This window comes from Ruegeria sp. BB6, assembly GCF_056539385.1.
On record NZ_JBQFUW010000002.1, the window covers coordinates 727,148 to 752,228 of the forward strand.

Consider the following 25,081-nt stretch of genomic DNA (forward strand, 5'->3'; position numbering starts at 1 on the left):
AATGAGGGATATCATGACTTCACAAGACGGCCTGCTGATCGTGGGCGAAGATCTTTGCAAGCAACTGGTCGGTCGCCAGCAAGCCTTTGACGCGGTTCAATCGGTCTTTGGCGCAATGGCCAGCGGCGGGGCGTGGAACTTTCCTGTTGTGCGCGAGGCGCTGGGTTACGCAGACGCTTTGTATGGCTTCAAGTCCGGCTTCGACAGGGATGGTCAGGTGCTGGGCGTAAAGTCCGGCGGGTATTGGCCCGGCAATGCTGAAAAGAACCTGACAAACCACCAATCGACGGTGTTTCTGTTCGATCCTGACACCGGGCAGCTCTCTGCGCTCGTCGGGGGCAATTACCTGACGGCGGTGCGCACGGCGGCCTCGTCAGCGGTATCGATTGCACATCTGGCCCGGAAAGACTCGAAGGTTCTGGGGATGGTTGGCGCAGGTCATCAATCCGCCTTCCAACTGCGCGCGGCGGTCGAACAGCGCGCGTTTGAGAAGGTCGTCGCCTGGAACCCCCACCCGGACATGCTGCCGCGCCTAGCTGCCGTGGCCGAGGAAATCGGGCTGGAGTTTGAAGCGGTCAGCCAACAGGAACTGGGTGCGCAGGCGGATGTGATCATCACGATCACCTCGGCGTTCGAGCCGCTGTTGATGAAGGACTGGATCAAACCCGGCACGCACCTGGCCTGCATGGGCACCGACACGAAAGGCAAGCAAGAGGTCGATCCCGCGCTTGTGGCCGCAGCAACCGTCTTCACGGACGAGGTTGCCCAATCCGTCACCATCGGTGAAGGCCAGCACGCCATAAACTCGGGCGCGCTGACGCAGGATCAGATCACCCCGATTGGTACCGTGATCAATGGGGATCACCCCGGTCGGATCAGCGAAGACGAAATCACCCTGTTCGACGGAACCGGGGTTGGCTTGCAGGACTTGGCCGTTGCGTCGGTCGCCGCGCGATTGGCGGATGAGGCAGGACTTGCGCAGCGAGCAACCCTATAAAACGAAAAAGCGCGCCTCGTTCGGGGCGCGCAACTTCGATTGTTTCGATCAGGTCTTAGCCCCGGATCACCTTTGCGAACTGGTCGAAAATCGGTTCGTTTGAACAAATCACTTCGCCATCTTCCAGTACGCTGCCTTCGGGGTTCAAAGCCTGCACAAACCCACCGGCTTCTTTGACGATGATGATCCCGGCAGCCAGATCCCACGCATTCAGGCGGCGTTCCCAAAAGCCTTCGTACCGACCAGCGGCCACGTAAGCCATGTCCAGCGCGGCGGCACCCCAACGGCGCACGCCTGCGCATACCGGCATCAAACGCGCCAGATCCTGCAGCGTCGCTGGCAAGTCCGAACGGCCACCGAAAGGCAAGCCCGTCGAAAAGATCGACTCGATCATGCGATGACGGCCCGAGACGCGAATGCGGGTGTCATTCATCCACGCGCCCTCGCCTTTTTCGGCAAAGAACATCTCGTCCTTGGCGGGGTCATAGATCACACCGGCGACGATCTTGCCCTTGTGTTCCAATGCGATCGAAATCGCCCAGTGCGGCAGGCCGTGCAGGAAATTCGTCGTCCCGTCCAGCGGGTCCACGATCCAGCGGCGGGTCGGGTCTTCGCCCGCTATTTCACCACCCTCTTCGGCCAGCCAGCCATAGGTTGGGCGCGCGCCCAGTAGTTCCTCTTTCAGGATCGCTTCGGCGGCGATATCTGCCTTGGACACAAAATCGCCCGCGCCTTTCATCGACACCTGCAGGTTCTCGACTTCACGAAAATCCTTGACCAAAGACCGCCCCGCCTTGCGCGCGGCTTTAATCATGATGTTGAGGTTTGCACTGCCAACCATTGTCCAAAGGCTCCTGTCCGGTCAAACCGCGCGTATACTGATGCAAAGCGCCCTTGCCAAGGGGAATGATACGCATAGCAGACCCGCGATTTGCGCCTATTGCAGTTGCAGCTTGCGCGCCTCGGTTCCGGCCAGTTGAATCAACTCCTGCACATAGGGCTTTTCAAGGTCTTCTGAGCGAACCGCCGCGTACAGCCTGCGGGTAATTCCGTCCTTGGTCAGTGGGCGCGTCACATAGTCCGAATTGTACTTCACCTCACGCACGACCCAGTCCGGCAGCACCGCAACCCCTCGGTTCGAGGCGACCAGCAGCAAGATCACCGCGGTCAGTTCGACCTGCCGGATCGCGGCCGGTTCCACCCGCGCAGGGATCAACAACTGGCTGAACACGTCCAGGCGGGTGCGCTCGACCGGATAAGTTATCAGGGTCTGCCCCCGGAAATCCTCGGCCTCGACAAAGTCCTTTTGCGCCAATGGGTGGACAGAAGCGGCGACAAACACGGCGTCATAGTCGAAAAGCTCGATGAACTCGACGCCCGGCAGGTCTTCGGGGTCGGACGAAACGACCAGATCGACCTCCTCTTTTTGCAAGGCAGGCAAAGCGTCGAACGCAAGGCCCGGCCTGATATCGACATCCACATCCCCCCAAGACTTGCGGAAGGTCTCCAGCACCGGGAACAACCACTCGAAACAGGCATGGCATTCGATAGCGATGTGCATCCGACCGGTTCGGCCATCACGCAGGGACGAGAACTCCTGCTGGGTCGCCTCGACCTGCGGCAGGATCTGTTCGGCCAACCGCAACAGGCGCAGACCGGCGGCCGATAGTTTCATCGGTTTGGACCTGCGCAGGAACAGTTCAACACCCGCCTGATCTTCCAGCCCCTTAATCTGATGACTCAGCGCCGATTGCGTGATGTTCAACTGGTCGGCAGCGCGGGCAAGCCCACCACATTCGTGGATCGCCTTGATCGTGCGCAGGTGCCGGAATTCGATGTGCATTTCAGGATGGCTCATGTTGTTCTTGAAGAATATGAGTTTGTCTCACATTGCGGAAACTGGCACAAGGGCCGGGAACGGAACAAATGAGGCCAAGATGAGCAATCCAGAAATTTCATTCGAGTTCTTCCCGCCGCAATCGCTGGAAGCCTCATTCCGTTTGTGGGACACAGTTCAAACTTTGGCCCCGCTTGACCCACGGTTCGTGTCCGTCACCTACGGTGCAGGCGGAACTACGCGCGAGTTGACCCGCGACGCGGTGGCAACACTGCACAAGTCTTCCGGGCTGCCTGTGGCTGCACATCTGACCTGCGTTGACGCCACTCGGGAAGAAACGCTCGCAATCGCGGACAGTTTTGCCAAATCGGGCGTGAGTGACATTGTCGCCCTGCGCGGTGACCCGCCCAAAGGTCAGGACAAGTTCGTTCCACATCCTGATGGCTTTGAAAACTCTGTCGAACTGATTGCGGCGCTGGCGGATACTGGAAAGTTCAATATTCGCGTGGGTGCCTATCCCGACATCCACCCCGAGGCGCAAAACGCGCGTACCGACGTGGACTGGCTCAAGGCTAAGTTGGACGCAGGCGCAGACGAAGCCCTCACGCAGTTCTTCTTTGAGGCCGAGACATTCTTTCGCTTTCGCGACGCCTGCGCCAAGGCGGGAATCGACAAGCCAATCGTTCCGGGCATCCTGCCGATCGAGAATTGGAAGGGCGCGCGTAACTTCGCCCGTCGCTGCGGCACTCGAATTCCAACATGGGTCGAACAGGCGTTTGAAAAAGCTGTGCGCGATGACCGAGAGGATCTGCTGGCTACGGCACTATGCACTGAGCTGTGCTCGGATCTGATTGAGGGCGGTGTAGACAAACTGCATTTCTACACCCTGAACCGCCCCGAACTAACACGGGACGTCTGTTTTGCCCTAGGCATCACACCCAAGACCGACCTGCAAAACGTCGCCTGATCCAAAGCGTTCAGACTACTGGAAAATACGCCGCAATCGCTGGGAAAGCAGGGAACAATCACACGGGCATCGCCCTGATTGTTCCCTTGAGATCACAAATTTTTTGCCTTATTTGACAAAAACCCACTCGTCCTGACACTGGATCGCATAGTTGTTTAACGAGTGTTTTTGTTATGGAACCTGTTGATAAAATCAGGGCGCGCGCAGAGGCGTTTCACGTTCTTGGACTGGATCAAAATGCCGGGTCTGAAGACATCAGAAAAGCGTGGCGCAGCATCGCATTTCATGCCCATCCCGATTGTTCCGACGCGGATTCCTCGAACTTTGCACGTGCGAAAGACGCGTATGACCTGCTGCGCAAAGAAGGGCTGGCTGGCAAAAGCGCCTGCGCCGGGAAACCCAAACGGCCCAAACTGCGCAAGCGCGTGATTACCCTGAAAGACACCGATATCGACGCTTGCCGCGCGTTGCTGAACAAGGTTCTGGAATGCGTTTCCGATGCGTCGGACGAAGGTCAGCCGGCACCAGAAAACGACCATATGGCAGCTTCTGATCACGTTCCAGAAGCAATAGGCTGCTTTGGCCGCAATCTGACATATTTTGTTTCGTCACCGGTGTGCCAGGGCGCGAACCGTGTCGCTCTGCCCACATCGGTTCTGGCCGGATCTCGCCGCACGGAAACAGAGCTGCTGAGCTTCCAGTCCAAGGACGCCGGAGCAGGCGAGGTCATCGTCCCCGAGGCGATCATGAACCGCAAGTTTCCGGGCGCAAAAAGTGTTCGCATCCGTTTTGAGGCGGATCAATCGGCGCAGGATGAATTCTGGCTGGCGAGTTGACGCAAAAAACCCGGCCAATCCAAGCCGGGTTTCCATTTTTCAAAACAAGCTTAATTTGCCACCGGGCCTTCCGAAGTGAACTTTGGAATGACGCTGGTGGATGCGGCATCTGCCTCGATCCCCGGCCAGTTGCCTTCGGCGAGATTGATGTTTCCGGGAATATCTTCCTCAAAAAAACCTACGACGACATCCGTGATGTTAAGATACAGCTTGTCGTCAACGATCCGCCACAAGTTCGGATTTGCCGGAACCTTTCCGCCGCGCGAAACACCATATGCGCAATGCCCGTCATACTGCGGCGCGTAAAAAGCCGGGTTCTCAAGGAACTTGTCGCGGTTCTCCTCGGTTGAGAACGCCCAGGTCGCGCCGTTGTAATCCGCGGTGATGTCGGCGCTGCCGCGCACGCCTTCGGGCTGCGCCTGACCGACCGGAGCCTGATCCAGACCGCGATAGGCCACGACGTCATAACCTGAAACCGCGTAACCAGTGCCGTCCACATACTGATCTCCGGCAAATGCGGGTAACGTCATCGCCAGAGTGGCGGCTACGGTCAAGGCAAAGCGTTTCATGTAATTGGTCCTTTTGTCCGAGGAGCGGTTCATCGCTCCGGTTTCCGGGTTCGGTCAGAGAATAGGTGATTTGAGTGCTCTGCGCAGTCTCGCTCGCGCTGCTGTGACGTGGCACGAAAAAACGTGAAGGTTTCGCGCCCTTTGTTACAAAAACGACCCAACTTCCGGGGTTGGACTCTGTTGTCTGCAATATTAGCTGTTGTGACGGACGGACAATTCACCTGAACTTTTCTGAGAAAGACGGACAATGAGCGAGCAATTGACCTATACACCCCCAAAGGTCTGGACATGGGACAGTAAGAACGGCGGCCAGTTCGCCAATATCAACCGGCCCATTGCCGGGGCCACGCACGACAAGGACTTGCCGGTCGGACGCCACCCGCTGCAGTTGTACTCGCTGGCGACCCCGAACGGTGTAAAAGTAACCGTTATGCTGGAAGAACTGTTGGCGCTGGGGCATGAAGGCGCCGAATATAACGCATGGCTTGTCAATATTGGTGACGGCGACCAGTTCGGATCCGGCTTTGTCGAGGCCAACCCGAACTCGAAGATCCCTGCCCTTTGGGACCGCTCTGGCGAAAAGCCCGTGCGTGTCTTTGAAAGCGCTTCGATCCTGTTTCAGCTAGCGGAAAAGTTTGATGCCTTCCTGCCCAAGTCCGGCCCGGAACGCGCAGAGGTCATGAACTGGGTATTCTGGCAAATGGGCAGCGCCCCCTATCTCGGCGGCGGGTTCGGGCACTTCTACGCCTACGCGCCCGAAAAGTTCGAGTACCCGATCAACCGTTTCGCTATGGAGACCAAGCGTCAACTCGACGTGCTGGATCGTGAGCTGGCTGACAAGACCTATATCGCGGGCGACGACTATACGATCGCGGATATTGCGATCTGGCCATGGTACGGCCAGTTGGTTCTGGGGCGTCTTTACAGCGCGGCCGAATTCCTGGACGTCGAATCCTACAAGAACGTCATGCGTTGGGCCAAAGCGATTGACGCGCGCCCAGCCGTCAAACGCGGTCGTATGGTGAACCGTCCCTTCGGAGAGAAACACACGCAGCTTCACGAACGTCACGAGGCCAGCGATTTTGAAACTCGCACGCAGGATAAGCTTGAGGCCGCGGCGGAATAATGTGCTTGGACCTCGCGGGGGTGTGCTCCGCGAGGTTTTTTATTTCAGAATAGGCGGTTTTTCCGGATCGCTGCCTGGAACAACCTGGGTTGTGACGCGCGCTTCGGGCTGCGGCAGGTCAAAGCGCAATCCGACACGGGCCAGCGCTGCCGCCGTCGCATCATGTGCTCTAAAGAACCCGACATCCATCGCCCCGGCCTCAATCCCCGAAAACGTCAGCGCCTCGGACGCAGCTTTGGCCAACGCAGCCTCGGCACCGTCCACCGCGCCGACAAAGCCCAACATGTGCCCTGCCCCACCTTCTTTCGATCGGGTGCCCACGAGATAGGCAGCCTGAGCCAGCCCAACCGCTGTGGCCAGCTTGGTGTCCAGTGCAGTCAGCAGATCATCTGGCAATCCCGCAGGGGGCACAAACTCTGAAAAGTGCTGCTGAACTTCTTCGGGGCCATGTTGCAGGGTTGTCGCCAGCCAACCCAGCGCCTCGGACGGGATCAGCATCGAAGACGGTGCCGTTTCCAGATTCAGGCCCAGCCCGATACCCTGCCCCGCCAACATCGATGAAAGGACGCGCCCTGATACAGCGACGTAGGGAACCGGGCGACCGGCGAACTGCGCCAGACGATCCTCACGATCAAAGGCCAGCACGAAACTGCCATCCGCAACGTCAAAGAGTTCGGGCGAAATGTTTTCGTCCCGCGCTTCTTCGGTCAGCATCAGGAACAGTTCACTGTCCGCCAGCCGTTCAAAGAACCTCAGGCGCGCAGCGTCGTTTTGCGGGTCAGCCTGCATCGCGGCGTGTGCGGTATCCAGAGCAGTTGTTTCAGTCATTCAGAACCTCTTGCACCCGCGCCTGCAAAACCGGCAACAGATCAGTCACGAACCACGGGTTTTTCTTGATCCATGCCGTATTGCGCCAGGACGGATGAGGCAAGACAAAGACCCGCGGCGCATAGTCTCGCCAGTTGCGCACGGTGTCGGTCACTGACCCTTGCGCCTGAAGATGATATTTGAAGGCGTGGCCGCCAACGAGAATTGTCAAGGGAACCTCACCCAGCGTCTGCATCACCTTGTCATGCCAGGTTTGGCCGCAAACGGTTGGGGGCGGCAAGTCAGCCTTACGCGCGTTGTAGCCCGGAAAGCAAAACGCCATCGGTACGATGGATACGCTGGACCGGTCATAGAAAGTGGCTTCATCCACGCCCAGCCAATCGCGCAGACGATCACCTGAGGGGTCAGTGAAAGGACGCCCCGACGCATGCACCCGCGCGCCCGGCGCCTGACCCGCAATAAGGATAGATGTACCTTGGCGAAACCAGACCACAGGTCTTGGTCTGTGGGCTGTCTCGGTCGCCGCGAACCTATCCGCGCAAATCCGACAGGCTGCGATTTCTTCTTCAAGTGAGTTCATAAGATCGCAAGGTTTCCTGAAACAAACTGGTTGAGAGTCGGACTTCAAGATAGTCGCCGCGATGCTCAGAACAAACAGGTGGAAAAGTCACAAAACCAACAGTCTGAACCGGAACGCATTGATCATTTGTTTCATAGTTCGACATAATGTAGCCAACATGAAACGAGAAAAACCGGCCCTTTCTGTGCTTTTGCAGGGGCCCTAAGTACAGGCAACGCAGCAGGCTTTGGATGCTTGAGTTTGAAAATGTCAGCAAGTCCTTCTGGACCGGGACCCGCCGCAAAGTGATCCTGGACAGGGTTTCGTTCCGGGTCGAACTTGGCAAGTCCATTGGTATTCTCGCGCCAAACGGCACCGGGAAAACGACGCTTATCAACATGATGGCGGGGCTGGAAAAACCGGACGAGGGGGTAATCCGAAAATCCTGCAGGGTCTCGTTTCCGATGGGATTTACAGGCGGCGTCTCGAACAAGCTGTCAGCTCTGGAAAACGCGCGCTACATCGCAAAGATTTACGGCATGGATCCCGATTATGTCGAAGCGTATTGCAGTTGGCTTTGTGGCTTGGGGGAATATTTCGACCAACCGCTGGCCACCTATTCCTCTGGCATGAAGGCACGGTTTACTTTTGCCCTCATGCTGGCTTTGGATTTTGACATGTATCTCATTGACGAAGGGATGCCCGCGACGACCGATGTCGACTTTAACCGGAAAGCAGGCGATATCCTGCAGGAAAGGCTGCGCACTACCACTTTGGTGATAGTGTCCCACAGCCCCGAAGTGCTTGAGAAATTCGCGCGGCAGGCCGCCGTGCTAGTGGACGGGCAGCTCCATATGTTCGACACCTTGGAAGAGGCAAAACAGCTATATGACTACCAAACCCAAGGCTAGAATTTACGGCTGGAAGCGCAATCGCAAGGGCGCCGGAACCGCCGAGGCCCGAGCGGACGCCATATCGCGGATCCGAAAGGCGACCAATGCGCCGGACGCCGCAAACGAACCGCAACCCGGCACGACTATCGAGGACATCAAACGTGAGGGGCTGACAGGACGCCAATTACGGGTCGCACGGCGATTGGCGCAGAAACACGGCCTGTCAGCGACGTCCGACTATGACGCCGTTCGCTTGCTTAGAAAGAAAGGTATCGACCCCTTTGAACGCGCCAGCCTTCTGGACCTGGCCGCTGAAAAGGAACGCGCCGGGGATGAGGCCAAAGACAAAATCAAGATTCAGCTACCTCAGACACTTGCGGAAAGCCCACAGACACTGCCCGGCCCCGAGTTAAGCCCAGCGCAGCGCCGAGAGTTTGAGATCAGCGAAATACAAAAAGATATCGCGCGGCGACGCAGACGAAAACTGCTGGCACTGTTTGCTCGGTTGACGGCATTTATCCTTATCCCAACCCTGATCGTGGGCCTGTACTTCTATCGCTTTGCAACGCCGATGTATGCCAGCGACTCGGCCTTTTCGATATTGCAGGCAGACGGGGGCGGCGCGGCGTTCGGCGGTCTTCTTGCGGGCACACAGTTCGCTACAGCGCAGGACTCGGTCGCCACGCAGGAGTTTCTGGAATCCAAGGACGCCCTGATCAGGTTGGAGCGCGATATGGGGTTCTCGGACATATTCAAGCAGGAATGGATTGATCCGATCCAGCGCCTTTCGCCGGATGCAAGTCTTGAAGAAACCTATAAGCTGTACAAGCGGATGGTCACGATTGGCTATGACCCAAGCGACGGAATAATCCGTATGGAAGTCGCAGCGCCAGATCCGGAGATAGCGGTGGGGCTGTCCAATCGACTTCTTTCCTACGCCGAGGAAACGATCAACGGATTGACCGAATTGAAACGCGAGGACCAGATGCGTGACGCGCTGGCTAGCTTTGAACTTGCCCAGGAAGAACGCAGACAGGCGCAGGAAAATCTGATCGAGCTGCAATTGCAGGGCGCGGTTCTGGACCCTGAGAACGTCATTGCCGGGCTTCGCGCCCGAATAAACACGCTCGAGACCCAGCTTCAGGAAAAAGAGCTTCAACTGGCCGCCCTGCTGGACAACCTGCGCCCGAACAAGGCCAAAGTAGATGGCGCGCGTGCGGATATTGCACGCCTCGAAGGGGTTCTTGAAGAACTCAACGCCGAAATGCTGGATGTCTCTGCCGGTGAAAACTCTCTTGCGCGGTTAAGCGTTCGTATTCAGATGGCACAAGCTGACCTCGCCGCGCGGGACATGATGCTGCAAACGGCAATGCAACAGATGGAAACCACTCGCACCGAAGCGAACCGAAAGGTCCGTTACCTGACCGTGTCCGTGAACCCTGTCCCAAGCCAGGATCCAACTTATCCGCGCAAATTTGAAAATACGATTTTGGCTTTCCTGTTGTTTGCTGGTATTTACCTGATGATCTCGCTAACAGCGTCGGTCCTTCGTGAACAGGTATCCTCGTAAGACACATGAAACATGTAAAAATCTCCGATCTCACGGTCGGCAATGATCTGCCTCTGACAGTCATTGCCGGTCCTTGTCAGCTTGAAACCGCTGACCATGCTCAAATGATAGCCGGCAAAATGAAAGAGGCGTGCGATGCCGCCGGTGCGCAGTACGTTTTCAAAGCCTCCTATGACAAGGCAAACCGCACATCCCTGTCCGGAAAGCGGGGAATGGGGATTGATGCCGGGCTGAAGGTTCTGGATGATATCCGCAAAACGATGGGTATTCCGGTTCTGACCGATGTCCATACCGAAGCCCAATGCGCTATCGCCGCCGAAGCAGTGGACGTCCTGCAAATCCCGGCGTTTCTGTGCCGCCAGACGGATATGTTGCTGGCCGCCGGGAACACCGGGAAAGCTGTGAACGTCAAAAAGGGACAGTTTCTTGCCCCGTGGGAAATGACCAATATCGTCGATAAGGTCGAAAGCACAGGAAACCAGAACATCCTTCTGACCGAGCGTGGGACCTCGTTTGGGTACAACACGCTGGTGGCCGACATGCGGGCGCTGCCTCAGATGGCGCAAACCGGGTACCCCGTTGTCATGGATGCGACCCACTCGGTTCAGCAACCCGGCGGCAAAGGTGGATCATCCGGCGGACAGCGTGAATTTGCGCCAGTCATGGCCCGAGCTGCTGTCTCTTTAGGCGTTGGAGCGGTTTTCATTGAAACCCATCAGGATCCGGACTCGGCACCTTCTGATGGTCCGAATATGATCCCTTTGGATCAAATGCCTCAATTGATTGACACATTGATGCGCTTTGATGCACTGGCCAAAGCCAACCCAATTCAAATTTGAGCAAGAGCAATAATATGACCAAACCCATCCCCGAGGTGACCCCAAACACCTGGAGCTTTCTGCGCGACGCGATGATCAAACCCACCGGGTTCCGCGAATACGACGCCCGCTGGAAATACCCTGAAGAGATCAATCTGCCCGGCATGACCGCCCTTGGTCTGGGTCTGGGGACGCAGATGCGCAAACGCGGGATCGAACCTGTGATTGCGGTGGGCAACGACTATCGCGACTATTCGCTGGCCATTAAGAACGCACTGATCCTGGGACTGATGCAGGCGGGGATTCAGGTCAAGGATATCGGCCCCGCACTTAGCCCGATGGCCTATTTCGCGCAGTTCCATCTGGATGTGCCTGCGGTGGCGATGGTCACGGCCAGCCACAACCCTAACGGCTGGACCGGAGTGAAGATGGGCTTTGAGCGCCCCCTGACCCACGGCCCCGATGAGATGTCCGAGTTGCGCGATATCGTCCTGAACGGCGAAGGCCAGACACATGACGGCGGGTCATACGAATTCGTCGATGGCGTGAAGGAAGCCTATATCGACGATCTGGTTGGTGATTTCAAAATGTCGCGCCCGCTGAAGGTGGTCTGCGCAACGGGGAACGGCACCGCCTCGGCCTTTGCGCCCGAGATTTTTGAGCGGATGGGCGTCGAAGTGGTCCCCAGCCACAACCGGCTGGACTACACCTTTCCCAACTACAACCCCAACCCCGAAGCCATGGAGATGTTGCACGACATGGCCGATACCGTGAATTCCAGCGGTGCGGATATGGCGCTGGGATTTGACGGCGATGGCGACCGGTGTGGCGTTGTTGACGATGAAGGTGAGGAGATTTTTGCCGACAAGGTCGGCGTCATCATGGCGCGCGATCTGGCGAAACTTTACCCCAACTCCACCTTTGTGGCCGATGTAAAGTCAACCGGTCTGTTCGCCAGCGACCCTGAGTTGCAGGCCCACGGGGTCAAGGCTGACTATTGGAAGACTGGTCACAGCCACATGAAGCGCCGGGTCAAAGAGATCAACGCGCTGGCCGGGTTCGAGAAATCGGGCCACTACTTTCTGGCTGAACCCATCGGGCGTGGATATGACTGTGGGATGCGCGTCGCGGTCGAGATTTGCAAGCTGATGGACCGCAACCCGGACCAAAGCATGTCTGACCTGCGCAAGGCTCTGCCAAAGACGTGGTCAACGCCGACCATGTCCCCCTATGCGGCGGATACCGAGAAATATGACATCCTCCAGAGGCTGGTCGACAAGTTGGTCGCCAAATCCGAAGCGGGTGAGACCTTTGCGGGTCGCGCAATCAAAGAGGTCGTAACCGTCAACGGCGCGCGGGTCATTCTGGACAACGGCAGCTGGGGTTTGGTGCGCGCATCATCAAACACACCCAATCTTGTTGTGGTCTGCGAAAGCAGCGACAGCGAAGACGAAATGCGTGCAATCTTCGCAGACATAGACGCCGTCATTCGCACCGAACCCGGCGTTGGTGACTACGATCAGACCATCTGATTTGATCGCAGGGTTGGGGCGCGGATAACGCCCCAACCTATCAATCTGCGCCGAGCAGTTTCAAAAGCCCTTTCTTGGCCTCGTCTTCCAGCTTCTTCTTTACCGCTTTTTCAAGGCTTTCGCTGTCCGTGACGGCGGTGCCCAATTCGTCGCCGACCTTTTCAAGAACCTTCTGCTTGGCGTCCCCCTCCAGCGCCTTGATCTTCCCTTCTGCGGCGGCCTCGATCACCTTGCTCAGGTCGGGCTGAATCAACGGATTGCTCCACGGCCCCACGATTCTGACCGGTACCGAGAGCCCCTGCCCCGAGTTCGCCCGCAACGCGGTCGGCGTGAACAGATAATCAATGTTTCGTTCGCCGATACCTATTCGTCCTTTTCCATCAGCGCGGAAATTGTCCAGAGACATCAGCAAATCGTCGTTCCTGAGCACGCCCTGATCGATGGTGAAACTTGCCGACAGGCTGTTAAAGACTGTGGCTCCACCGCTCCCTTCTCCGCGCCCCATCAAACGGTCCAGATCGATACCGGAAATGACGCCCTTCCCCGTTTCCAATCGCCCCTTGCCACTGAGCGAACGCATGATTTGCGCTTCGGTTTGGCCAACACCCAAGAACTCGAATGATCCCGATCCGGTGCCTGACAAGCGGTCGATATCCGCAACCGTGGTCAACGCTTGTTCAATGTCGATGCCCTCGGCCTGTAGATTGCCGCCGACAGATAAGCCGTTCCGGTTGTTTGCGACGACCTGTCCCGTTAACTGACCCGCGAACAGGGTCGCTGGATTCATGTTCAAGACGGCACGCGATCGGTCCAGATTCAACGTCAGATCACTTGGCCCAAAGGTTAGTCCGGGAACAGCAATCGAATTGGCCGTAAGCCGGATTTTTCCATTGGCCAATGCAAGGGCCGACGCATCAATTGGCGCGGTCGACCACCCTTGTGCGGGCGTAATCGTCGCCGATCCGCCGCCGTCGCCAGCCTTGCCTGAAGGCGCGTTGAAGCGCGATAGATCAAGATCACCGCCGTCCAGTCGCGCGGTAATCTGCGGAGGGTCCGAGATCACGATATCCGCCTCTCCCGCCAGCCGGTTATCGTCCAGTTGCGCCACCATTTCACGCAGCGAGATACGGCCCTCGCTGGTGTAGGTCATATGGCCCGCGACTTCGGCGGTTCGCCCAAGGCCAAGCGGCACGCCAACGCCAGCCTGTCCAAAAGCGGCCAGCATCCTTTCGGTGTCTTGCGCTTTGACGTGCAGCTTGCCGTCCATCTCTCCGGCGAGGTTAACCAAACCATCGAAATCCACTTCTCCGCCCGGTGCGCGTAAGAGCAATTCCAGTGGCGTCGCGACGCCGGTGGCGTAGGCAGGTAAGTCCGGGATTTTCAGATCAACCTCTACCTTGCCGCCGGGGACACCCATCTTTGCCTTGATGAATAGCGGTGCAGTCACATCAGGCCAGTTTGCCGACAGGTCCACGTTGGCAAAGTCGAACTTCACCGCTTTGTTTTCCACATAGACAAGACGGGCGTTGGTCAGTTCCAGAAAATCCAGCGTTACCGTACCCGTCTCATTTTGCGAGGGGGTACTCACCGTATTGCCAGAGGATACAGGTGCCGTCCGGTCGAATTGCCAGTTGCCACGCCCGTCGGACAGCTCAAGCCGCAGCGTCGGGTTTTCTGCGATGATCCGGCGGATCTTCAGATCCCCCGAGATCAAGGCCGCAGCATCCACACCAACCGCCATGCTGTCGGCGCTCAGCATGGGCTCAGGTCCGGCCCATGACGCATTGCTGAACGTCACGGGGCCGGTTTCCATACCCAAGACCGGCCAGAACGACAGCTTTACATCGCCGGATAGCTTTAAATCTCGTCCAGTCTGGGCGCGCACCTGCTCGGCCAGGATCACTGCCAGCTTGCCCCCGGGCATCATCAACAATGCTCCGATCACCAGCCCAATAACGGCCACAAGAAGGAAGGCGATGCGCAACAGCCATTTCATTTTTCTGCTCTCCGCTTATCTGGCATGCGTTGAAAAGATCATTCAAAGCCTGCACAGCATTTGCAAGGGGAAGCTTTCCCCACTATATGCCGCGCCATGACCACAAACCCGCCGAACCTCCGCCCCGACCTGGCGCCTGCCGCCCGGATCACCGAGACACCCCGCTCAAACCAGCCGACCATCGGCATGGTGTCGCTGGGCTGCCCCAAGGCTTTGGTGGATAGCGAGCGTATTCTGACCCGCCTGCGGGCCGAAGGGTACGGGATATCGCCCGATTATTCAGGGGCGGATGCCGTGATCGTGAACACCTGCGGGTTTCTCGACAGCGCCAAGGCCGAGTCGCTGGATGCCATCGGTGAGGCTCTGGTCGAGAACGGCAAGGTGATCGTCACGGGATGTCTGGGGGCTGAACCGGATTACATCCGTGAACATCACCCGCGTATCATGGCTGTCACCGGCCCGCATCAGTATGAACAGGTGCTGGATGCAGTACATCAGGCGGTGCCGCCCGATCCCGACCCGTTCGTGGACCTGCTGCCTGCTGCCAGCGTGCAACTGACCCCGCGCCATTACAGCTATCTTAAAATTTCCGAGGGCTGTAACCACAAGTGCAAGTTTTGCATCATCCCGGACATGCGCGGCAAACTGGCCAGCCGTCCCGCTCATGCTGTTCTGCGTGAGGCCGAGAAACTGGTCGAGAATGGCGTGCGCGAGTTGCTGGTGATCTCGCAAGACACCTCGGCCTATGGGCTGGATCGCAAATACGACGTGAACCCGTGGAAAGACCGTGAGGTCCGCAGCCATATCACCGATCTGGCGCGCGAGCTTGGGCAGTTGGACGCATGGGTGCGCCTGCACTACGTTTACCCCTACCCGCATGTGCGCGAGTTGATCCCGCTGATGGCGGATGCGGGCTGCAACGTGCTGCCCTATCTGGACATTCCGTTCCAACATGCCCACCCCGACGTTCTGAAACGCATGGCTCGCCCTGCGGCCGCCGCCAAAACGCTGGATGAGATCGCCGCGTGGCGCGCAACCTGCCCGGACATCACGCTGCGCTCGACCTTCATCGTCGGCTATCCCGGTGAAACCGAAAGCGAATTCCAAACCCTACTGGACTGGATGGACGAGGCCCAGTTGGATCGTGTCGGATGTTTTCAATACGAAAACGTGAATGGCGCACGCTCGAACGACTTACCGGATCATGTCCCGGCCGACGTCAAACAGGACCGTTGGGAGCGTTTCATGGAAAAGGCGCAAGCGATTTCCGAGGCGAAGCTGGCCGCCAAAGTCGGCCAGACACTCGACGTGATCGTGGATGAGGTCGATGACGAGGCCGCCACCTGCCGCACGAAAGCCGATGCGCCAGAGATCGATGGCAACCTATTCATCGACGAAGCCTTTGAAAGCCTGAAGCCCGGCGACATTGTTTCTGTCGAAGTGGACGAGGCTGGCGAATACGACCTTTGGGGCAAACTGGTCTGACCTGCTCGGCCAAGATCGTTGGGGCGTGAAACAAGTTTATTGGCGTTTTGCGCCCATTTCATGGATCATGACGGGACAGCCTGCCTTGAAATCAGGAGGGTCCCTTGTCCAGCTTGCACCGTTTTGGCCTGAATTTGTTGGCGCTGGTCGTCGTCGCCCAGCTTTGCGCCCTACCCGTATTCGCCAATAGCAAAGGAACAGGCGGGTTCATTTTCATCGGGTCGGACTCGGTCAGCCTGCACCTTCGCAGCAAACACCGGGTCCACAGGTACTATGCTGCGCCGAAAGTGTATCACCGCAAGACTACACCCACGGTAGACGGGCACAAATCTAACGCGACCGTGCTTGAATACACAGGGAAACCCAAGGTCCACCACAACAAAGACCATCGCTATAAAGCCAAGTCAAAACGGTATTACGGCAAACCAGCGAAGCGGTATCACTACTCGGTGCACAGCCCTTTCAACCGCTTGTCTTCGCCCTATTACATTCCGCAAAACTACGGCATTCGACGCCGGTAGGCGCGGCCGAAATCTGACATCAGAACAGGCTGATAAGCCCGATAACCCATGCCACACCAGCGGCAACTGCGGTCAACGCAACAGCAGCACTGGCCGCGTCTTTTGCCTGCCCCGCCAACACGTTGTGATCCGTGGACGTATGGTCAACCGCGCGTTCAACTGCCGTATTGAACAGCTCTGCCACCATCACCAACACGCCCAGCACAATAATCAGCGCGCGCAGGCCGTCGGACAGCGGCAACAAAAGAGCCAGGGCGATCGAAACAAGGTTGGACCACGCCCAAGCGCGAAACGAATACTCATCCTTCCACGTCGCGGCGAAACCCTGCCAGCTCCAGCGTGTGCGATCTATCAGGCGTGCAAAGAAATTTTTCATGAACCCTCGGCTTTCAGGCAAGAAAAAGCCGCCCGAATGGGGCGGCAGAACGTCCGGGTGCAGGCGGCCCGAACTTGGGCCACCTGCTGAATGTTTATTGTGCGACTGGATTACAGACAGTCTGACCAGCCTCGGTCGTGGCCAACTCGGTTCCTGCCGGGCAGCTCGGAGTGCCGTATTTGTCGTACTCAGGCGTGATGTAGACCGGAGCCGGCTCTTCTTGCTGCGAGCATGCAGCCAGAATCAGGGCGATTGCGCTAACGGCAGCGAATTTAATTTTCATGTCCGTCATTCCTCTATCAATTTTCTAGTATTGCCCTGAAATTCGGGGCCGCGCTAAAAATACGACTTCATTGACTTTTTTGCAACAAAATCAATCACGAATATGTGAGAGCGGCAAAACCATGCTGCCAAACCCGCTTAAAGGGACACCACTACAGTTTTCCCAAAACCGCTCTACACTTGGAAAAAGAACGCAGCAGAGCAAGGAAAAGCCCCATGTCAGACGCCCCGATCATAGCTCAGAAATCCCCATATCCTGTCGAAGTGACCGAGGGCAAAAACTATTTCTGGTGTGCTTGCGGCCGCTCGAAACGGCAGCCCTTTTGTGACGGCTCTCACAAAGGCACAGGGATTGAGCCGATAAAATACACAGCGGATTCCAGCAAAAAGGTATTTTTCTGCGGCTGTAAAAACAGCGCAAAAAGGCCGCTTTGCGACGGATCGCACTCGAAACTCTGACTACGTTTTCAGTGCATTCAGCGAGTCTGCGTTTGCGCAGAAGTGTGGCGCAGAGTCGGATTGCGCCTGCTGTACTGACAGCCAAGCCGCGCACCGCTGGCTGCATTGAGAGGCGCGGCAGCGCGTGACCATCTCGGTGTATTTGTCAGGGCTGAGGCGTCCGTCGGCCATGGCCTCGGTCAGGGACACATTCATGCATCTTGCCACCGATCGGGTAAGCCAAAAGTGCTTTTCGACATCCCCAAGAATATCCGGCATCGTCAGCCATCCCGTGCTTGCTGCGCCTTGAGCGCTGTAAACCTCTTGCGGTTGGGGCAGGTTCGCGGAGCCCGTTCGACAGTTTCGTTTTCGTCCAGCCATTCAGGGCACTTGGCCGCCCACGTGCATCCCTGACACGACCTCACCATTTCGGCCCAGTCCTGCTGACTCAGCCGCCCCTGCCGGTGTGCGGCAACGACATCTGTACCCGTCGTCTTTCCCATACGCAGCACAAGCCGCATGTGAGTCATGAGCTCTCCCAACCTCTGCATCAGCGGTCCGATGCTGGGATCAGTTGGTTGAAAAGAGGCTTGTTCCTACAATATTCCGGAGTATTCCCGGTCATCTCGGCCCGGTTCAGTAGGCTTTGGCAATGATCTGGATTTGCGCACCCGGTACAGCGAAGAACGGCGTCCGAGATTTGGTCGATCGAAACATCCCCGCGGATTGCGGCATCTTCCAAATCGACGCCAACCCTATTCGCCATTCGGTCGACCAGTTCGGCGTGTTTTCTAAGCGTTTCCCGGCTATGCATACGGCATCCTTTCCCTAACGCATTTGCTCTAGGATAGACGATGCCCCGGCACAGGCATTTGACTCAGGTCAAGACCCGGCCGCTATGTGATCAAGGTAGGCGCGCGTGGCGTCCTGAACGCGGCGAAAGCGATCTCCGCCAAGTTTCTTGCCGCCATACCACCGCGTGACGATGATGACGTGACCGTCCAACTCCGCACGCTCCATCATGCGCAGGATCACCATGCCTGCGCCGCTTTCGCCATCATCGGCTTTCAACGCTCCGGTTGATAGCATAGCCGCCCAGGTATTGTGCGTCGCCTTGGCATAGCTTTTGTCTGACTTCAGTTCCTGCAAGACGGCATCTACATCCTCACGCGTGGTCACAGGCGCGCCGGTGACCGCATATTTCGATCCGCGATCCGTCAGAACAACTCCCAACCGCGTCAGTGCTGTCATTGGGTCAGCCCAAGTTGGCGCGCGGTTTCAACGACGATCTGCACGCGCTGCTGGTTCGGTGGGTGCGTTCCCAGAAAACTATCGTCAGGATCAGGGAGGCGATCAAAATACTTGGCCCCGATCAGGGGGTTGTACCCAGCCTTGAAGGTGATGACCGTACCGAGTTGATCCGCCTCTAGTTCAAAATCCTTGATGTAAACCTGCGCCCCCACCTGCGCGCCCAGTTTCTGTGCCTTTTCCACATCGGCCCCGTCTGCACCGCCCAACCGAGCCAATTCGCCGAAAATCTCGGCGCTTTCGCGCGCGTTTACGGTCTGGCGCGGTATGTGCCGCAGGATGTGATGAGCCGCCTCGTGCCCCATGACAAAAGCCAGCTCATCGGGGTTCTGGGCAGACTGGATCATCGAGCGGGTGAAAATGATGACAGGCTGGTTATTGTCGTCCAGCGTCTGAAATGCATTGGCCGGAGCCTTAGGGTCCAGGTCAACCAAGATCGTAAAGTCGCAATTGGTGACGTCGGACCGCGTCAGACACTCTGTTCTTGCCTGCTGTCCGACCTTCTGACTGATCTCCTGAAACTTGACAGCTTCGACCCGGAAATCGTCCGTATCCTGCTGCCATTCGGCCGCAGGTTGAACACGCAGGATTTCGGCTTCGCAGGCCGCCAGCATCAGGGGAAGCAACAGATAGGTCAGACGGCGCATGGATCATCCTTTGAAACGGTCTTGCCGTTTTATTTGACCATAGCGCGGTCGCAAAGGGACCGCCACAGCATGATTGCGACTGAACGGGTTGCATTGCAATCAATCGCCCTGCACTGTTGCCTTATGTTTTCGATAGAGCATGAATTCGACTCGACGGTGATCACTCTGGTGGATGAAGGCGCCAAGCCTTTGCAAGAGGATGTGGTTATCAACAACTTCGCTGAATGTGTAACGCTGGAACAACTGGATCCGCGCACGGACACGGTGCAGAAAATCACCCTGTCGCCCGAACAGGTACGAGACCTCGCAGCCGCGCTGGACTTACCCGAAGGCGTCTATCAAATTCACGAAAAGCCCCATCCAGGTTGATAGACCAACCCCGCGCCTCATGCCCGAACAGTCGCAAACTTAGACGACGCCCCATGTGATGCGCTTGGGGACTACTTTAACCGCGATGCCATCCCGAGCGGCCAAACCGATCGGCATTCGTCGGTTATGCGGCTACAGTCCGGTCATTCTTCCCGCCAGACCGCAAACGCCCTTGCAAGGCTGACCATTGGATGAAATTGATCTGGGCAACCCAGCCGTTTGCCCTTGAAACCCGCCAGGCGTTCGACCAGATACACATTGCCCATGTAAAGGAAGTTAACATATGTCCTTGAAGAATCCGGCCGCCTTGGAGTTTCTGCAATCGCGCCGGTCCCGTCCTGCAAAAACACTTATGGCTCCGGCCCCGTCGCGCGAAGAATTGATGCCGTTGCTGACTGCGGCCGCGCGTAGCCCGGATCATGGCAAGCTGGAACCCTGGCGTTTTATCGTCCTCGAAAAAGGCGCGATGCCACGACTGTCGGCATTGACGCAGGAGTGCGGAGAACGACTGGGTAAATCCCCCGAAGACATCGCAAAAGCCCGCAGCCAGTTCGACATGGGTCATCTTGCTGTTGCGGTGGTAGAAGTGCAAAAGCCTTCCGAAAAAGTTCCGGCCATCGAACAGACATATTCGGCGGGGGCAGTATGCCTTGGCCTGCTAAACGCCGCGCTCTCCTCGGGCTGGGGTGCGAACTGGTTGTCGGGCTGGCAGACCCATGATGCCGAATTTTGCCGCTCTGCTTTCGGGCTACAGGACAACGAGCGCGCGGCCGGATTGATTCATATCGCAACAGAAGGCGCCACGCCTCCTGAACGTCCGCGTCCTGACGTTGCCTCTCTGACCGAATGGGTGTCCGAATGATGATCCTGAACGCATTCTTTGCGGCCCTGGGTCAGATCGGCGATGCCAAGTTCCGTGCCGTATTGCTGCGCGGCGTCGGCCTGACCATCGCCCTGTTGATTGCCGCTTGTGCGGCGGCAATCTGGCTGATCAATTGGCTATCCAGTGGTGAAATTTCCTTGCCCTTCGTTGGCGCGGTGCCGTGGCTCAACGACGTGCTGAACTATTCTGGCATCTTCGTTGTCCTGATTCTTCCGGTTTTCCTGATGATGCCCATCGCCTCGGCCATTATCTCGATGTTTCTGGAGGAAGTCGCGGAAGCCGTCGAGGACAAACACTATCCCAACTTGCCCAAAGTGCCCGGAATTCCGTTCAGCGAAGGCGTCCGCGACGCCATCAGCTTTATGGGTGTTCTGATCGCAGCAAACCTTTTGGCCCTGATCCTCTACGCGATCTTCACACCGCTGGCCCCGTTTATCTTTTGGGCAATGAACGGATTCCTGCTGGGCCGGGAATACTTCACGTTGGCCGCGATGCGTCGGATCGGGCGCGAGGGCGCGCGCAAGCTGCGCTCCAAACACTCCACTACCATTTGGCTCGCAGGCACTCTGATGGCGATTCCGCTGTCGGTGCCATTGGTGAACCTGGTTATTCCCATCATAGGCGCCGCCACGTTCACTCATATCTACCACAAGCTGTCAGGGTCGGCACCCTGACGCTTAATCGCGCGATTCCAACTGGTTCAGCCAATCGAAATCGCGCACCGAGATCACCCCAGAAACGATGATCCCCGCGATGATCGCCCAAAGCACCACCGATATGCCGGTGGTGATCCACATCTTCTTTTTCATGTGATGAACTTCGGGCGCTCCGGCGTGTGTGCCCGGCACGATATCACCCAGGTCGCCCTGCGTCTTGATGCGGATCGGCAGAACGATAAGCAGCGTCATGAACCAGATGACGGCAAACAGAACAAGTGCAGCTGTGATGGTCATGACGCCACTCCGAAACTTGACTTAAACCTGTTCTAGCTCGACCAGACAGCCATTAAAGTCCTTGGGATGCAGGAAAAGGACCGGCTTGCCGTGCGCCCCGATCTTGGGTTCGCCCGACCCCAGAACCCGGGCACCGGTTTCCTTCAGGTGATCGCGCGCGGCGATGATATCTTCCACCTCATAGCAGACATGATGGATGCCGCCCGAAGGATTCTTTTCGAGAAACCCGTTGATTGGGCTGTCATCGCCAAGCGGGTAAAGAAGTTCGATCTTGGTGTTGGGCAGTTCGATAAAAACCACCGTCACGCCGTGATCGGGTTCATCCTGCGGCGCGCCGACCTTGGCGCCCAGCGCGTTGCGGTACTGGGCGGAAGCAGCCTCTAGATCGGGAACTGCAATGGCGACGTGGTTCAGGCGACCAATCATAGAACTCTCCTCTTTTCTCAGTGTTGCAGCGGTTATGGGGACTGTTCCAGCAAAGAACAAGTGCGCCAAATTGCCGTTAACGTGGTGTTAGCCAGAAGTTCCTAGCGTCAAGCATCTGCTGAATAGGAGTTCTGCCATGGACGATTCGTGCCCCATTTCTTCGCCCGCGCAGCCGACCGCCACACGGCCACTGCTGGGTCAAACGATTTTGGTTGTTGAGGACAGTCGCTACACCTGCGACGCGATCCGCCTCATGTGTCTTCATTCCGGCGCTCGAATCCGGCGCGCGGATTGTTTGAAGTCAGCCAGGCGTCATCTGCAAATCTATCGCCCATCCGTCATTTTGATCGACATGGGCCTGCCCGACGGATCTGGCGCTGAGCTTATCGCGGAACTGGTCGACGCCACGCCGCGGATCGGAGCTATTTTGGGCATGTCAGGCGACGACAACACCGAACCGACCGCCCTTACAGCCGGAGCCGACGGCTTTCTTGAGAAACCTCTTAATTCTCTGGCGTATTTCCAGACCTCTATTCTGGAACGCCTGCCCGAAGACCGCCGCCCTCACAGCCTTCATGCCGTTCGGGATGAGGTCATCACCCCGGACCATATGGCGTATCAGGACGACATGGCGCACATCGCCGATGTACTGGCCGGGCCGAATGATCACCGCTCATTGGACTATGCGGCACAGTTCCTGCGCGGCGTGGCCCGTGACGCAGGTGACACGGTCCTGGCTGACGCGGCACGACAGCTTGCGAAGTCGCGGTGTGACGGAACGCCCGTCACTGCCGTGGTCGCGCAGCTAGCTGGAATTGTGCAATCCCGTCTGGCACAGCGCGAGGCGATCTGAATGGCAGCAGCCTATTTCGTGACCGCCACAATCCTGAGTATTTGGGTATATGCACAGACTCGCACGGCAGCCCGCAACATTCGGCAGGCGCGGACAAAACTGCGCGATCCGATTGAAAGAACCGGTCAGCTTTGAATGCGTCACGAAGGGCTGAACCGAAGGCTAGGCGCCGTCGATTCAGCGGTAAGTTTCGACTTACTCCTGGGGGATAATCCGCAGCCCCAGTTCCATCATCTGATCCGAGGTTGGGTCAGACGGCGCATCCATCATCAGGTCTTCGGCGCGCTGGTTCATGGGGAACATCATGACCTCGCGGATATTGGCCTCATCCGCCAACAGCATCACGATCCGGTCGATACCCGCAGCGCACCCGCCGTGCGGCGGCGCGCCATAGTGGAATGCATTGAACAAAGCACCAAAGCGGGATTTCACTTCATCTTCACCATAGCCCGCCAGTTCAAACGCTTTCAACATAATCTCAGGCTTGTGGTTCCGGATCGCACCCGAGACCAGCTCATACCCGTTACAGGCCAGATCGTACTGATATCCGCGCACGTCCAGAGGATCACCCTGCAGCGCCTCCATCCCGCCCTGCGGCATCGAGAACGGGTTGTGTTCAAAATCGATCGCGCCGGTTTCTTCATCCTGCTCATAGATCGGGAAATCAACGATCCAGGCAAAAGCAAAGCGGTCTTTTTCGGTGAGGCCAAGTTCTTCACCGATCACGTCGCGCGCCTTGCCAGCCACCTTTTCAAAGGCCTTCGGCTTGCCACCCAGGAAGAACGCCGCATCGCCGACACCCAGACTCAGCTGCTGACGGATCGCCTCGGTGCGCTCGGGGCCGATGTTCTTGGCCAGCGGTCCTGCGGCCTCCATCCCTTCGCCCTGATCGCGCCAGAAGATGTAGCCCATCCCCGGCAGACCCTCTTTCTGAGCGAACGCGTTCATACGGTCACAGAACTTGCGGCTGCCACCTTTCGGCGCTGGGATGGCGCGAATTTCGGTGCCTTCCTGCTCTAGCAGCTTCGCGAAAATCGCGAAGCCAGACCCGCGGAAGTGGTCGGAGACCACTTGCATTTTAATAGGGTTACGCAGGTCGGGCTTGTCGGTGCCGTACCACAGGGCCGCGTCCTTGTAGGAGATTTGCGGCCAATCCTGATCCACCTTGCGGCCACCGCCGAATTCCTCGAACACACCGGTCAGAACGGGCTGGATCGTGTCGAAAACGTCCTGCTGCTCGACAAACGACATCTCAAGGTCAAGCTGGTAGAAATCGGTGGGCGAGCGGTCGGCGCGCGGGTCTTCATCGCGGAAACACGGCGCAATCTGGAAATATTTATCGAAGCCCGACACCATGATCAGCTGTTTGAACTGCTGAGGTGCCTGCGGCAGCGCGTAGAACTTGCCCGGATGCAGGCGCGAGGGCACCAGAAAGTCGCGCGCGCCTTCGGGGGACGAGGCCGTGATGATCGGCGTCTGGTATTCGCGGAAGCCCTGATCCCACATGCGTTTGCGCATCGAGGACACGACGTCCGAGCGCAGGGTCATGTTCTGCTGCATCGCCTCACGGCGCAGGTCCAGATAGCGATAGCGCAGGCGGGTTTCCTCGGGGTATTCCTGATCGCCGAACACCATCAGCGGCAGTTCGTCGGCCGCGCCCAGCACTTCCAACTCGCGCACGTAAACCTCAACCTCGCCAGTGGGCAGTTTAGGGTTCACCAACTCCGGGTCACGCGCTTTGACGGTGCCGTCGATGCGGATACACCATTCCGAGCGGACCTTCTCCAGCTCGGCGAAGGCAGCGCTGTCACCGTCGCACAGAACTTGTGTCACTCCGAAATGGTCGCGCAGGTCGATGAACAGCACGCCGCCGTGATCTCGGACGCGATGCACCCAACCGGACAGGCGGACGGTTTCACCAACATTGGCGGCGGTCAGAGCGGCGCAGGTGTGGCTGCGATAGGCGTGCATGGATCATATCCCTTCGGGCGCAGAATTCGTCGCGCCGATAC

The 25,081-nt window shown here is 57.7% G+C and carries 32 protein-coding genes; 16 read left to right on the forward strand and 16 right to left on the reverse strand.

All coding sequences use genetic code 11. The features are described from left to right. Positions 1–13 precede the first annotated feature (13 nt). Positions 14–997, forward strand: a complete 984-nt coding sequence (gene bhcD, locus ACR0B7_RS07975) for an iminosuccinate reductase BhcD (RefSeq protein WP_480681226.1) — start codon at positions 14–16, stop codon at positions 995–997. A 55-nt stretch (positions 998–1,052) separates the two neighbouring features. On the opposite strand, the gene ACR0B7_RS07980 is transcribed toward bhcD, so the two are convergent. Both ACR0B7_RS07980 and ACR0B7_RS07985 read right to left on the reverse strand, forming a co-directional pair. Further along, positions 1,053–1,838 carry an inositol monophosphatase family protein gene (locus tag ACR0B7_RS07980; RefSeq protein WP_170484103.1) on the reverse strand — a complete coding sequence of 262 codons (786 nt, stop codon included), beginning with the start codon at positions 1,836–1,838 and terminating at the stop codon, positions 1,053–1,055. Between the two features lie 96 nt (positions 1,839–1,934). Then, positions 1,935–2,840 (reverse strand): LysR family transcriptional regulator, encoded by a 906-nt coding sequence (locus tag ACR0B7_RS07985; RefSeq protein ID WP_170484309.1) that lies wholly within the window; start codon positions 2,838–2,840, stop codon positions 1,935–1,937. A gap of 94 nt (positions 2,841–2,934) precedes the next feature. Here ACR0B7_RS07985 and metF point away from each other — a divergent pair, with 94 nt between their 5' ends. Beyond that, positions 2,935–3,801: a methylenetetrahydrofolate reductase [NAD(P)H] gene (gene metF, locus ACR0B7_RS07990; protein ID WP_170484105.1), complete on the forward strand. Its 867-nt coding sequence runs from the start codon at positions 2,935–2,937 to the stop codon at positions 3,799–3,801. Between the two features lie 173 nt (positions 3,802–3,974). Continuing rightward, the gene (locus ACR0B7_RS07995) at positions 3,975–4,637 is read left to right on the forward strand and encodes a J domain-containing protein (protein ID WP_170484107.1); all 663 of its coding nucleotides are present in this window, start codon (positions 3,975–3,977) and stop codon (positions 4,635–4,637) included. A gap of 50 nt (positions 4,638–4,687) precedes the next feature. Here the strand turns inward: ACR0B7_RS07995 and ACR0B7_RS08000 are convergent, their stop codons facing one another. Further along, positions 4,688–5,206 carry a YHS domain-containing (seleno)protein gene (locus ACR0B7_RS08000; protein WP_170384674.1) on the reverse strand — a complete coding sequence of 173 codons (519 nt, stop codon included), beginning with the start codon at positions 5,204–5,206 and terminating at the stop codon, positions 4,688–4,690. Positions 5,207–5,453: 247 nt separating this feature from the next. On the opposite strand from ACR0B7_RS08000, the gene yghU reads away from it, so the two are divergent. After that, positions 5,454–6,332 carry a glutathione-dependent disulfide-bond oxidoreductase gene (yghU, locus tag ACR0B7_RS08005; RefSeq protein WP_170484109.1) on the forward strand — a complete coding sequence of 293 codons (879 nt, stop codon included), beginning with the start codon at positions 5,454–5,456 and terminating at the stop codon, positions 6,330–6,332. Between the two features lie 39 nt (positions 6,333–6,371). On the opposite strand, the gene ACR0B7_RS08010 is transcribed toward yghU, so the two are convergent. Both ACR0B7_RS08010 and ACR0B7_RS08015 read right to left on the reverse strand, forming a co-directional pair. Continuing rightward, positions 6,372–7,160: an SseB family protein gene (locus tag ACR0B7_RS08010; RefSeq protein WP_170484111.1), complete on the reverse strand. Its 789-nt coding sequence runs from the start codon at positions 7,158–7,160 to the stop codon at positions 6,372–6,374. Beyond that, positions 7,153–7,740, reverse strand: a complete 588-nt coding sequence (locus ACR0B7_RS08015) for a uracil-DNA glycosylase family protein (RefSeq protein ID WP_170484113.1) — start codon at positions 7,738–7,740, stop codon at positions 7,153–7,155. Before ACR0B7_RS08015 ends, ACR0B7_RS08010 begins: the two co-directional genes overlap by 8 nt. Positions 7,741–7,970: 230 nt before the next feature. Here ACR0B7_RS08015 and ACR0B7_RS08020 point away from each other — a divergent pair, with 230 nt between their 5' ends. Genes ACR0B7_RS08020 through ACR0B7_RS08035 form a run of 4 tightly spaced genes read left to right on the forward strand, consistent with a single transcriptional unit; the run spans position 7,971 to position 12,532 of the window. Beyond that, a complete protein-coding gene (locus ACR0B7_RS08020) occupies positions 7,971–8,630 on the forward strand; it encodes an ATP-binding cassette domain-containing protein (RefSeq protein WP_170384682.1) in 660 nt (219 codons plus the stop codon). Beyond that, entirely contained in the window at positions 8,608–10,182 is a 1,575-nt protein-coding gene (locus ACR0B7_RS08025) for a capsule biosynthesis protein (protein WP_170484115.1), read from the forward strand. The genes ACR0B7_RS08020 and ACR0B7_RS08025 overlap by 23 nt, the downstream gene beginning before the upstream one ends. Before the next feature lie 5 nt (positions 10,183–10,187). After that, entirely contained in the window at positions 10,188–11,021 is an 834-nt protein-coding gene (gene kdsA / locus ACR0B7_RS08030) for a 3-deoxy-8-phosphooctulonate synthase (protein ID WP_170384686.1), read from the forward strand. 14 nt (positions 11,022–11,035) lie between these two features. Beyond that, complete coding sequence (locus tag ACR0B7_RS08035) at positions 11,036–12,532, forward strand: phosphomannomutase/phosphoglucomutase (protein ID WP_170484117.1); 1,497 nt, start codon at positions 11,036–11,038, stop codon at positions 12,530–12,532. A gap of 40 nt (positions 12,533–12,572) precedes the next feature. Here ACR0B7_RS08035 and ACR0B7_RS08040 read toward each other — a convergent pair whose 3' ends face one another. Continuing rightward, on the reverse strand, positions 12,573–14,528 hold the full coding sequence (locus tag ACR0B7_RS08040) for an AsmA family protein (RefSeq protein WP_170484119.1): 1,956 nt from the start codon (positions 14,526–14,528) through the stop codon (positions 12,573–12,575). Positions 14,529–14,624: 96 nt separating this feature from the next. On the opposite strand from ACR0B7_RS08040, the gene rimO reads away from it, so the two are divergent. Continuing rightward, positions 14,625–16,013, forward strand: coding sequence for a 30S ribosomal protein S12 methylthiotransferase RimO (gene rimO / locus ACR0B7_RS08045; RefSeq protein ID WP_170484121.1), 1,389 nt, complete (start codon positions 14,625–14,627; stop codon positions 16,011–16,013). Between the two features lie 104 nt (positions 16,014–16,117). Further along, positions 16,118–16,534 (forward strand): hypothetical protein, encoded by a 417-nt coding sequence (locus ACR0B7_RS08050; RefSeq protein ID WP_170484124.1) that lies wholly within the window; start codon positions 16,118–16,120, stop codon positions 16,532–16,534. 19 nt (positions 16,535–16,553) lie between these two features. Here ACR0B7_RS08050 and ACR0B7_RS08055 read toward each other — a convergent pair whose 3' ends face one another. Continuing rightward, a complete protein-coding gene (locus tag ACR0B7_RS08055; RefSeq protein WP_170484126.1) occupies positions 16,554–16,910 on the reverse strand; it encodes a diacylglycerol kinase in 357 nt (118 codons plus the stop codon). Between the two features lie 94 nt (positions 16,911–17,004). Next, positions 17,005–17,193 carry a hypothetical protein gene (locus ACR0B7_RS08060; RefSeq protein WP_170384698.1) on the reverse strand — a complete coding sequence of 63 codons (189 nt, stop codon included), beginning with the start codon at positions 17,191–17,193 and terminating at the stop codon, positions 17,005–17,007. A 215-nt stretch (positions 17,194–17,408) separates the two neighbouring features. On the opposite strand from ACR0B7_RS08060, the gene ACR0B7_RS08065 reads away from it, so the two are divergent. Further along, a complete protein-coding gene (locus ACR0B7_RS08065; RefSeq protein ID WP_170385010.1) occupies positions 17,409–17,651 on the forward strand; it encodes a CDGSH iron-sulfur domain-containing protein in 243 nt (80 codons plus the stop codon). Here the strand turns inward: ACR0B7_RS08065 and ACR0B7_RS08070 are convergent, their stop codons facing one another. The 5 genes from ACR0B7_RS08070 to ACR0B7_RS08090 all read right to left on the reverse strand — a co-directional run bounded on the left by ACR0B7_RS08070 (position 17,652) and on the right by ACR0B7_RS08090 (position 19,585). Beyond that, on the reverse strand, positions 17,652–17,909 hold the full coding sequence (locus ACR0B7_RS08070; RefSeq protein WP_170484128.1) for a DUF6455 family protein: 258 nt from the start codon (positions 17,907–17,909) through the stop codon (positions 17,652–17,654). 2 nt (positions 17,910–17,911) lie between these two features. After that, entirely contained in the window at positions 17,912–18,181 is a 270-nt protein-coding gene (locus ACR0B7_RS08075; RefSeq protein ID WP_480681232.1) for a DUF6455 family protein, read from the reverse strand. Beyond that, positions 18,181–18,444 (reverse strand): DUF6455 family protein, encoded by a 264-nt coding sequence (locus ACR0B7_RS08080; RefSeq protein ID WP_170484130.1) that lies wholly within the window; start codon positions 18,442–18,444, stop codon positions 18,181–18,183. Before ACR0B7_RS08080 ends, ACR0B7_RS08075 begins: the two co-directional genes overlap by 1 nt. Positions 18,445–18,512: 68 nt before the next feature. Beyond that, positions 18,513–18,881 carry a YigZ family protein gene (locus ACR0B7_RS08085; RefSeq protein WP_170484132.1) on the reverse strand — a complete coding sequence of 123 codons (369 nt, stop codon included), beginning with the start codon at positions 18,879–18,881 and terminating at the stop codon, positions 18,513–18,515. Next, complete coding sequence (locus ACR0B7_RS08090) at positions 18,878–19,585, reverse strand: M48 family metallopeptidase (protein ID WP_170484134.1); 708 nt, start codon at positions 19,583–19,585, stop codon at positions 18,878–18,880. The genes ACR0B7_RS08085 and ACR0B7_RS08090 overlap by 4 nt, the downstream gene beginning before the upstream one ends. 123 nt (positions 19,586–19,708) lie before the next feature. Between ACR0B7_RS08090 and ACR0B7_RS08095 the strand changes: the two genes are divergently transcribed. From ACR0B7_RS08095 to ACR0B7_RS08105, 3 genes are all read left to right on the forward strand, one after another. After that, positions 19,709–19,954, forward strand: coding sequence for a hypothetical protein (locus tag ACR0B7_RS08095; protein ID WP_170384710.1), 246 nt, complete (start codon positions 19,709–19,711; stop codon positions 19,952–19,954). A gap of 283 nt (positions 19,955–20,237) precedes the next feature. Next, positions 20,238–20,816 carry a nitroreductase family protein gene (locus ACR0B7_RS08100; RefSeq protein WP_170484136.1) on the forward strand — a complete coding sequence of 193 codons (579 nt, stop codon included), beginning with the start codon at positions 20,238–20,240 and terminating at the stop codon, positions 20,814–20,816. Continuing rightward, entirely contained in the window at positions 20,816–21,511 is a 696-nt protein-coding gene (locus ACR0B7_RS08105) for an EI24 domain-containing protein (protein ID WP_170484310.1), read from the forward strand. The genes ACR0B7_RS08100 and ACR0B7_RS08105 overlap by 1 nt, the downstream gene beginning before the upstream one ends. A gap of 3 nt (positions 21,512–21,514) precedes the next feature. On the opposite strand, the gene ACR0B7_RS08110 is transcribed toward ACR0B7_RS08105, so the two are convergent. Continuing rightward, entirely contained in the window at positions 21,515–21,790 is a 276-nt protein-coding gene (locus ACR0B7_RS08110) for a DUF1467 family protein (RefSeq protein ID WP_170484138.1), read from the reverse strand. A 21-nt stretch (positions 21,791–21,811) separates the two neighbouring features. Next, positions 21,812–22,216, reverse strand: coding sequence for a methylmalonyl-CoA epimerase (gene mce / locus ACR0B7_RS08115; protein WP_170384716.1), 405 nt, complete (start codon positions 22,214–22,216; stop codon positions 21,812–21,814). A gap of 136 nt (positions 22,217–22,352) precedes the next feature. On the opposite strand from mce, the gene ACR0B7_RS08120 reads away from it, so the two are divergent. Both ACR0B7_RS08120 and ACR0B7_RS08125 read left to right on the forward strand, forming a co-directional pair. Continuing rightward, positions 22,353–23,069 carry a response regulator gene (locus ACR0B7_RS08120; protein WP_170484140.1) on the forward strand — a complete coding sequence of 239 codons (717 nt, stop codon included), beginning with the start codon at positions 22,353–22,355 and terminating at the stop codon, positions 23,067–23,069. Beyond that, entirely contained in the window at positions 23,070–23,204 is a 135-nt protein-coding gene (locus ACR0B7_RS08125; protein WP_480681236.1) for a hypothetical protein, read from the forward strand. Between the two features lie 60 nt (positions 23,205–23,264). On the opposite strand, the gene aspS is transcribed toward ACR0B7_RS08125, so the two are convergent. Next, positions 23,265–25,040 (reverse strand): aspartate--tRNA ligase, encoded by a 1,776-nt coding sequence (gene aspS / locus ACR0B7_RS08130; RefSeq protein ID WP_170484142.1) that lies wholly within the window; start codon positions 25,038–25,040, stop codon positions 23,265–23,267. Positions 25,041–25,081: the final 41 nt, after the last annotated feature.

Bases quoted from the DNA above. Each gene is read 5' to 3' on its own strand.
- ACR0B7_RS08105 (WP_170484310.1), top strand. From the start codon at position 20,816: ATGATCCTGAACGCATTCTTTGCGGCCCTGGGTCAGATCGGCGATGCC.
- ACR0B7_RS08070 (WP_170484128.1), bottom strand. From the start codon at position 17,909: ATGCCGGATATTCTTGGGGATGTCGAAAAGCACTTTTGGCTTACCCGA.
- ACR0B7_RS08095 (WP_170384710.1), top strand. From the start codon at position 19,709: ATGTTTTCGATAGAGCATGAATTCGACTCGACGGTGATCACTCTGGTG.
- ACR0B7_RS08000 (WP_170384674.1), bottom strand. From the start codon at position 5,206: ATGAAACGCTTTGCCTTGACCGTAGCCGCCACTCTGGCGATGACGTTA.
- ACR0B7_RS08080 (WP_170484130.1), bottom strand. From the start codon at position 18,444: ATGCATAGCCGGGAAACGCTTAGAAAACACGCCGAACTGGTCGACCGA.
- ACR0B7_RS08015 (WP_170484113.1), bottom strand. From the start codon at position 7,740: ATGAACTCACTTGAAGAAGAAATCGCAGCCTGTCGGATTTGCGCGGAT.
- ACR0B7_RS08065 (WP_170385010.1), top strand. From the start codon at position 17,409: ATGTCAGACGCCCCGATCATAGCTCAGAAATCCCCATATCCTGTCGAA.
- ACR0B7_RS08110 (WP_170484138.1), bottom strand. From the start codon at position 21,790: ATGACCATCACAGCTGCACTTGTTCTGTTTGCCGTCATCTGGTTCATG.
- ACR0B7_RS08060 (WP_170384698.1), bottom strand. From the start codon at position 17,193: ATGAAAATTAAATTCGCTGCCGTTAGCGCAATCGCCCTGATTCTGGCT.
- ACR0B7_RS08125 (WP_480681236.1), top strand. From the start codon at position 23,070: ATGGCAGCAGCCTATTTCGTGACCGCCACAATCCTGAGTATTTGGGTA.
- mce (WP_170384716.1), bottom strand. From the start codon at position 22,216: ATGATTGGTCGCCTGAACCACGTCGCCATTGCAGTTCCCGATCTAGAG.
- yghU (WP_170484109.1), top strand. From the start codon at position 5,454: ATGAGCGAGCAATTGACCTATACACCCCCAAAGGTCTGGACATGGGAC.
- aspS (WP_170484142.1), bottom strand. From the start codon at position 25,040: ATGCACGCCTATCGCAGCCACACCTGCGCCGCTCTGACCGCCGCCAAT.
- ACR0B7_RS07985 (WP_170484309.1), bottom strand. From the start codon at position 2,840: ATGCACATCGAATTCCGGCACCTGCGCACGATCAAGGCGATCCACGAA.
- ACR0B7_RS08055 (WP_170484126.1), bottom strand. From the start codon at position 16,910: ATGAAAAATTTCTTTGCACGCCTGATAGATCGCACACGCTGGAGCTGG.
- ACR0B7_RS08120 (WP_170484140.1), top strand. From the start codon at position 22,353: ATGGACGATTCGTGCCCCATTTCTTCGCCCGCGCAGCCGACCGCCACA.
- ACR0B7_RS08085 (WP_170484132.1), bottom strand. From the start codon at position 18,881: ATGACAGCACTGACGCGGTTGGGAGTTGTTCTGACGGATCGCGGATCG.
- bhcD (WP_480681226.1), top strand. From the start codon at position 14: ATGACTTCACAAGACGGCCTGCTGATCGTGGGCGAAGATCTTTGCAAG.
- ACR0B7_RS08025 (WP_170484115.1), top strand. From the start codon at position 8,608: ATGACTACCAAACCCAAGGCTAGAATTTACGGCTGGAAGCGCAATCGC.
- ACR0B7_RS08020 (WP_170384682.1), top strand. From the start codon at position 7,971: ATGCTTGAGTTTGAAAATGTCAGCAAGTCCTTCTGGACCGGGACCCGC.
- rimO (WP_170484121.1), top strand. From the start codon at position 14,625: ATGACCACAAACCCGCCGAACCTCCGCCCCGACCTGGCGCCTGCCGCC.
- ACR0B7_RS07980 (WP_170484103.1), bottom strand. From the start codon at position 1,838: ATGGTTGGCAGTGCAAACCTCAACATCATGATTAAAGCCGCGCGCAAG.
- ACR0B7_RS08075 (WP_480681232.1), bottom strand. From the start codon at position 18,181: ATGCAGAGGTTGGGAGAGCTCATGACTCACATGCGGCTTGTGCTGCGT.
- ACR0B7_RS08010 (WP_170484111.1), bottom strand. From the start codon at position 7,160: ATGACTGAAACAACTGCTCTGGATACCGCACACGCCGCGATGCAGGCT.
- ACR0B7_RS08100 (WP_170484136.1), top strand. From the start codon at position 20,238: ATGTCCTTGAAGAATCCGGCCGCCTTGGAGTTTCTGCAATCGCGCCGG.
- metF (WP_170484105.1), top strand. From the start codon at position 2,935: ATGAGCAATCCAGAAATTTCATTCGAGTTCTTCCCGCCGCAATCGCTG.
- ACR0B7_RS08040 (WP_170484119.1), bottom strand. From the start codon at position 14,528: ATGAAATGGCTGTTGCGCATCGCCTTCCTTCTTGTGGCCGTTATTGGG.
- ACR0B7_RS08090 (WP_170484134.1), bottom strand. From the start codon at position 19,585: ATGCGCCGTCTGACCTATCTGTTGCTTCCCCTGATGCTGGCGGCCTGC.
- kdsA (WP_170384686.1), top strand. From the start codon at position 10,188: ATGAAACATGTAAAAATCTCCGATCTCACGGTCGGCAATGATCTGCCT.
- ACR0B7_RS08035 (WP_170484117.1), top strand. From the start codon at position 11,036: ATGACCAAACCCATCCCCGAGGTGACCCCAAACACCTGGAGCTTTCTG.
- ACR0B7_RS07995 (WP_170484107.1), top strand. From the start codon at position 3,975: ATGGAACCTGTTGATAAAATCAGGGCGCGCGCAGAGGCGTTTCACGTT.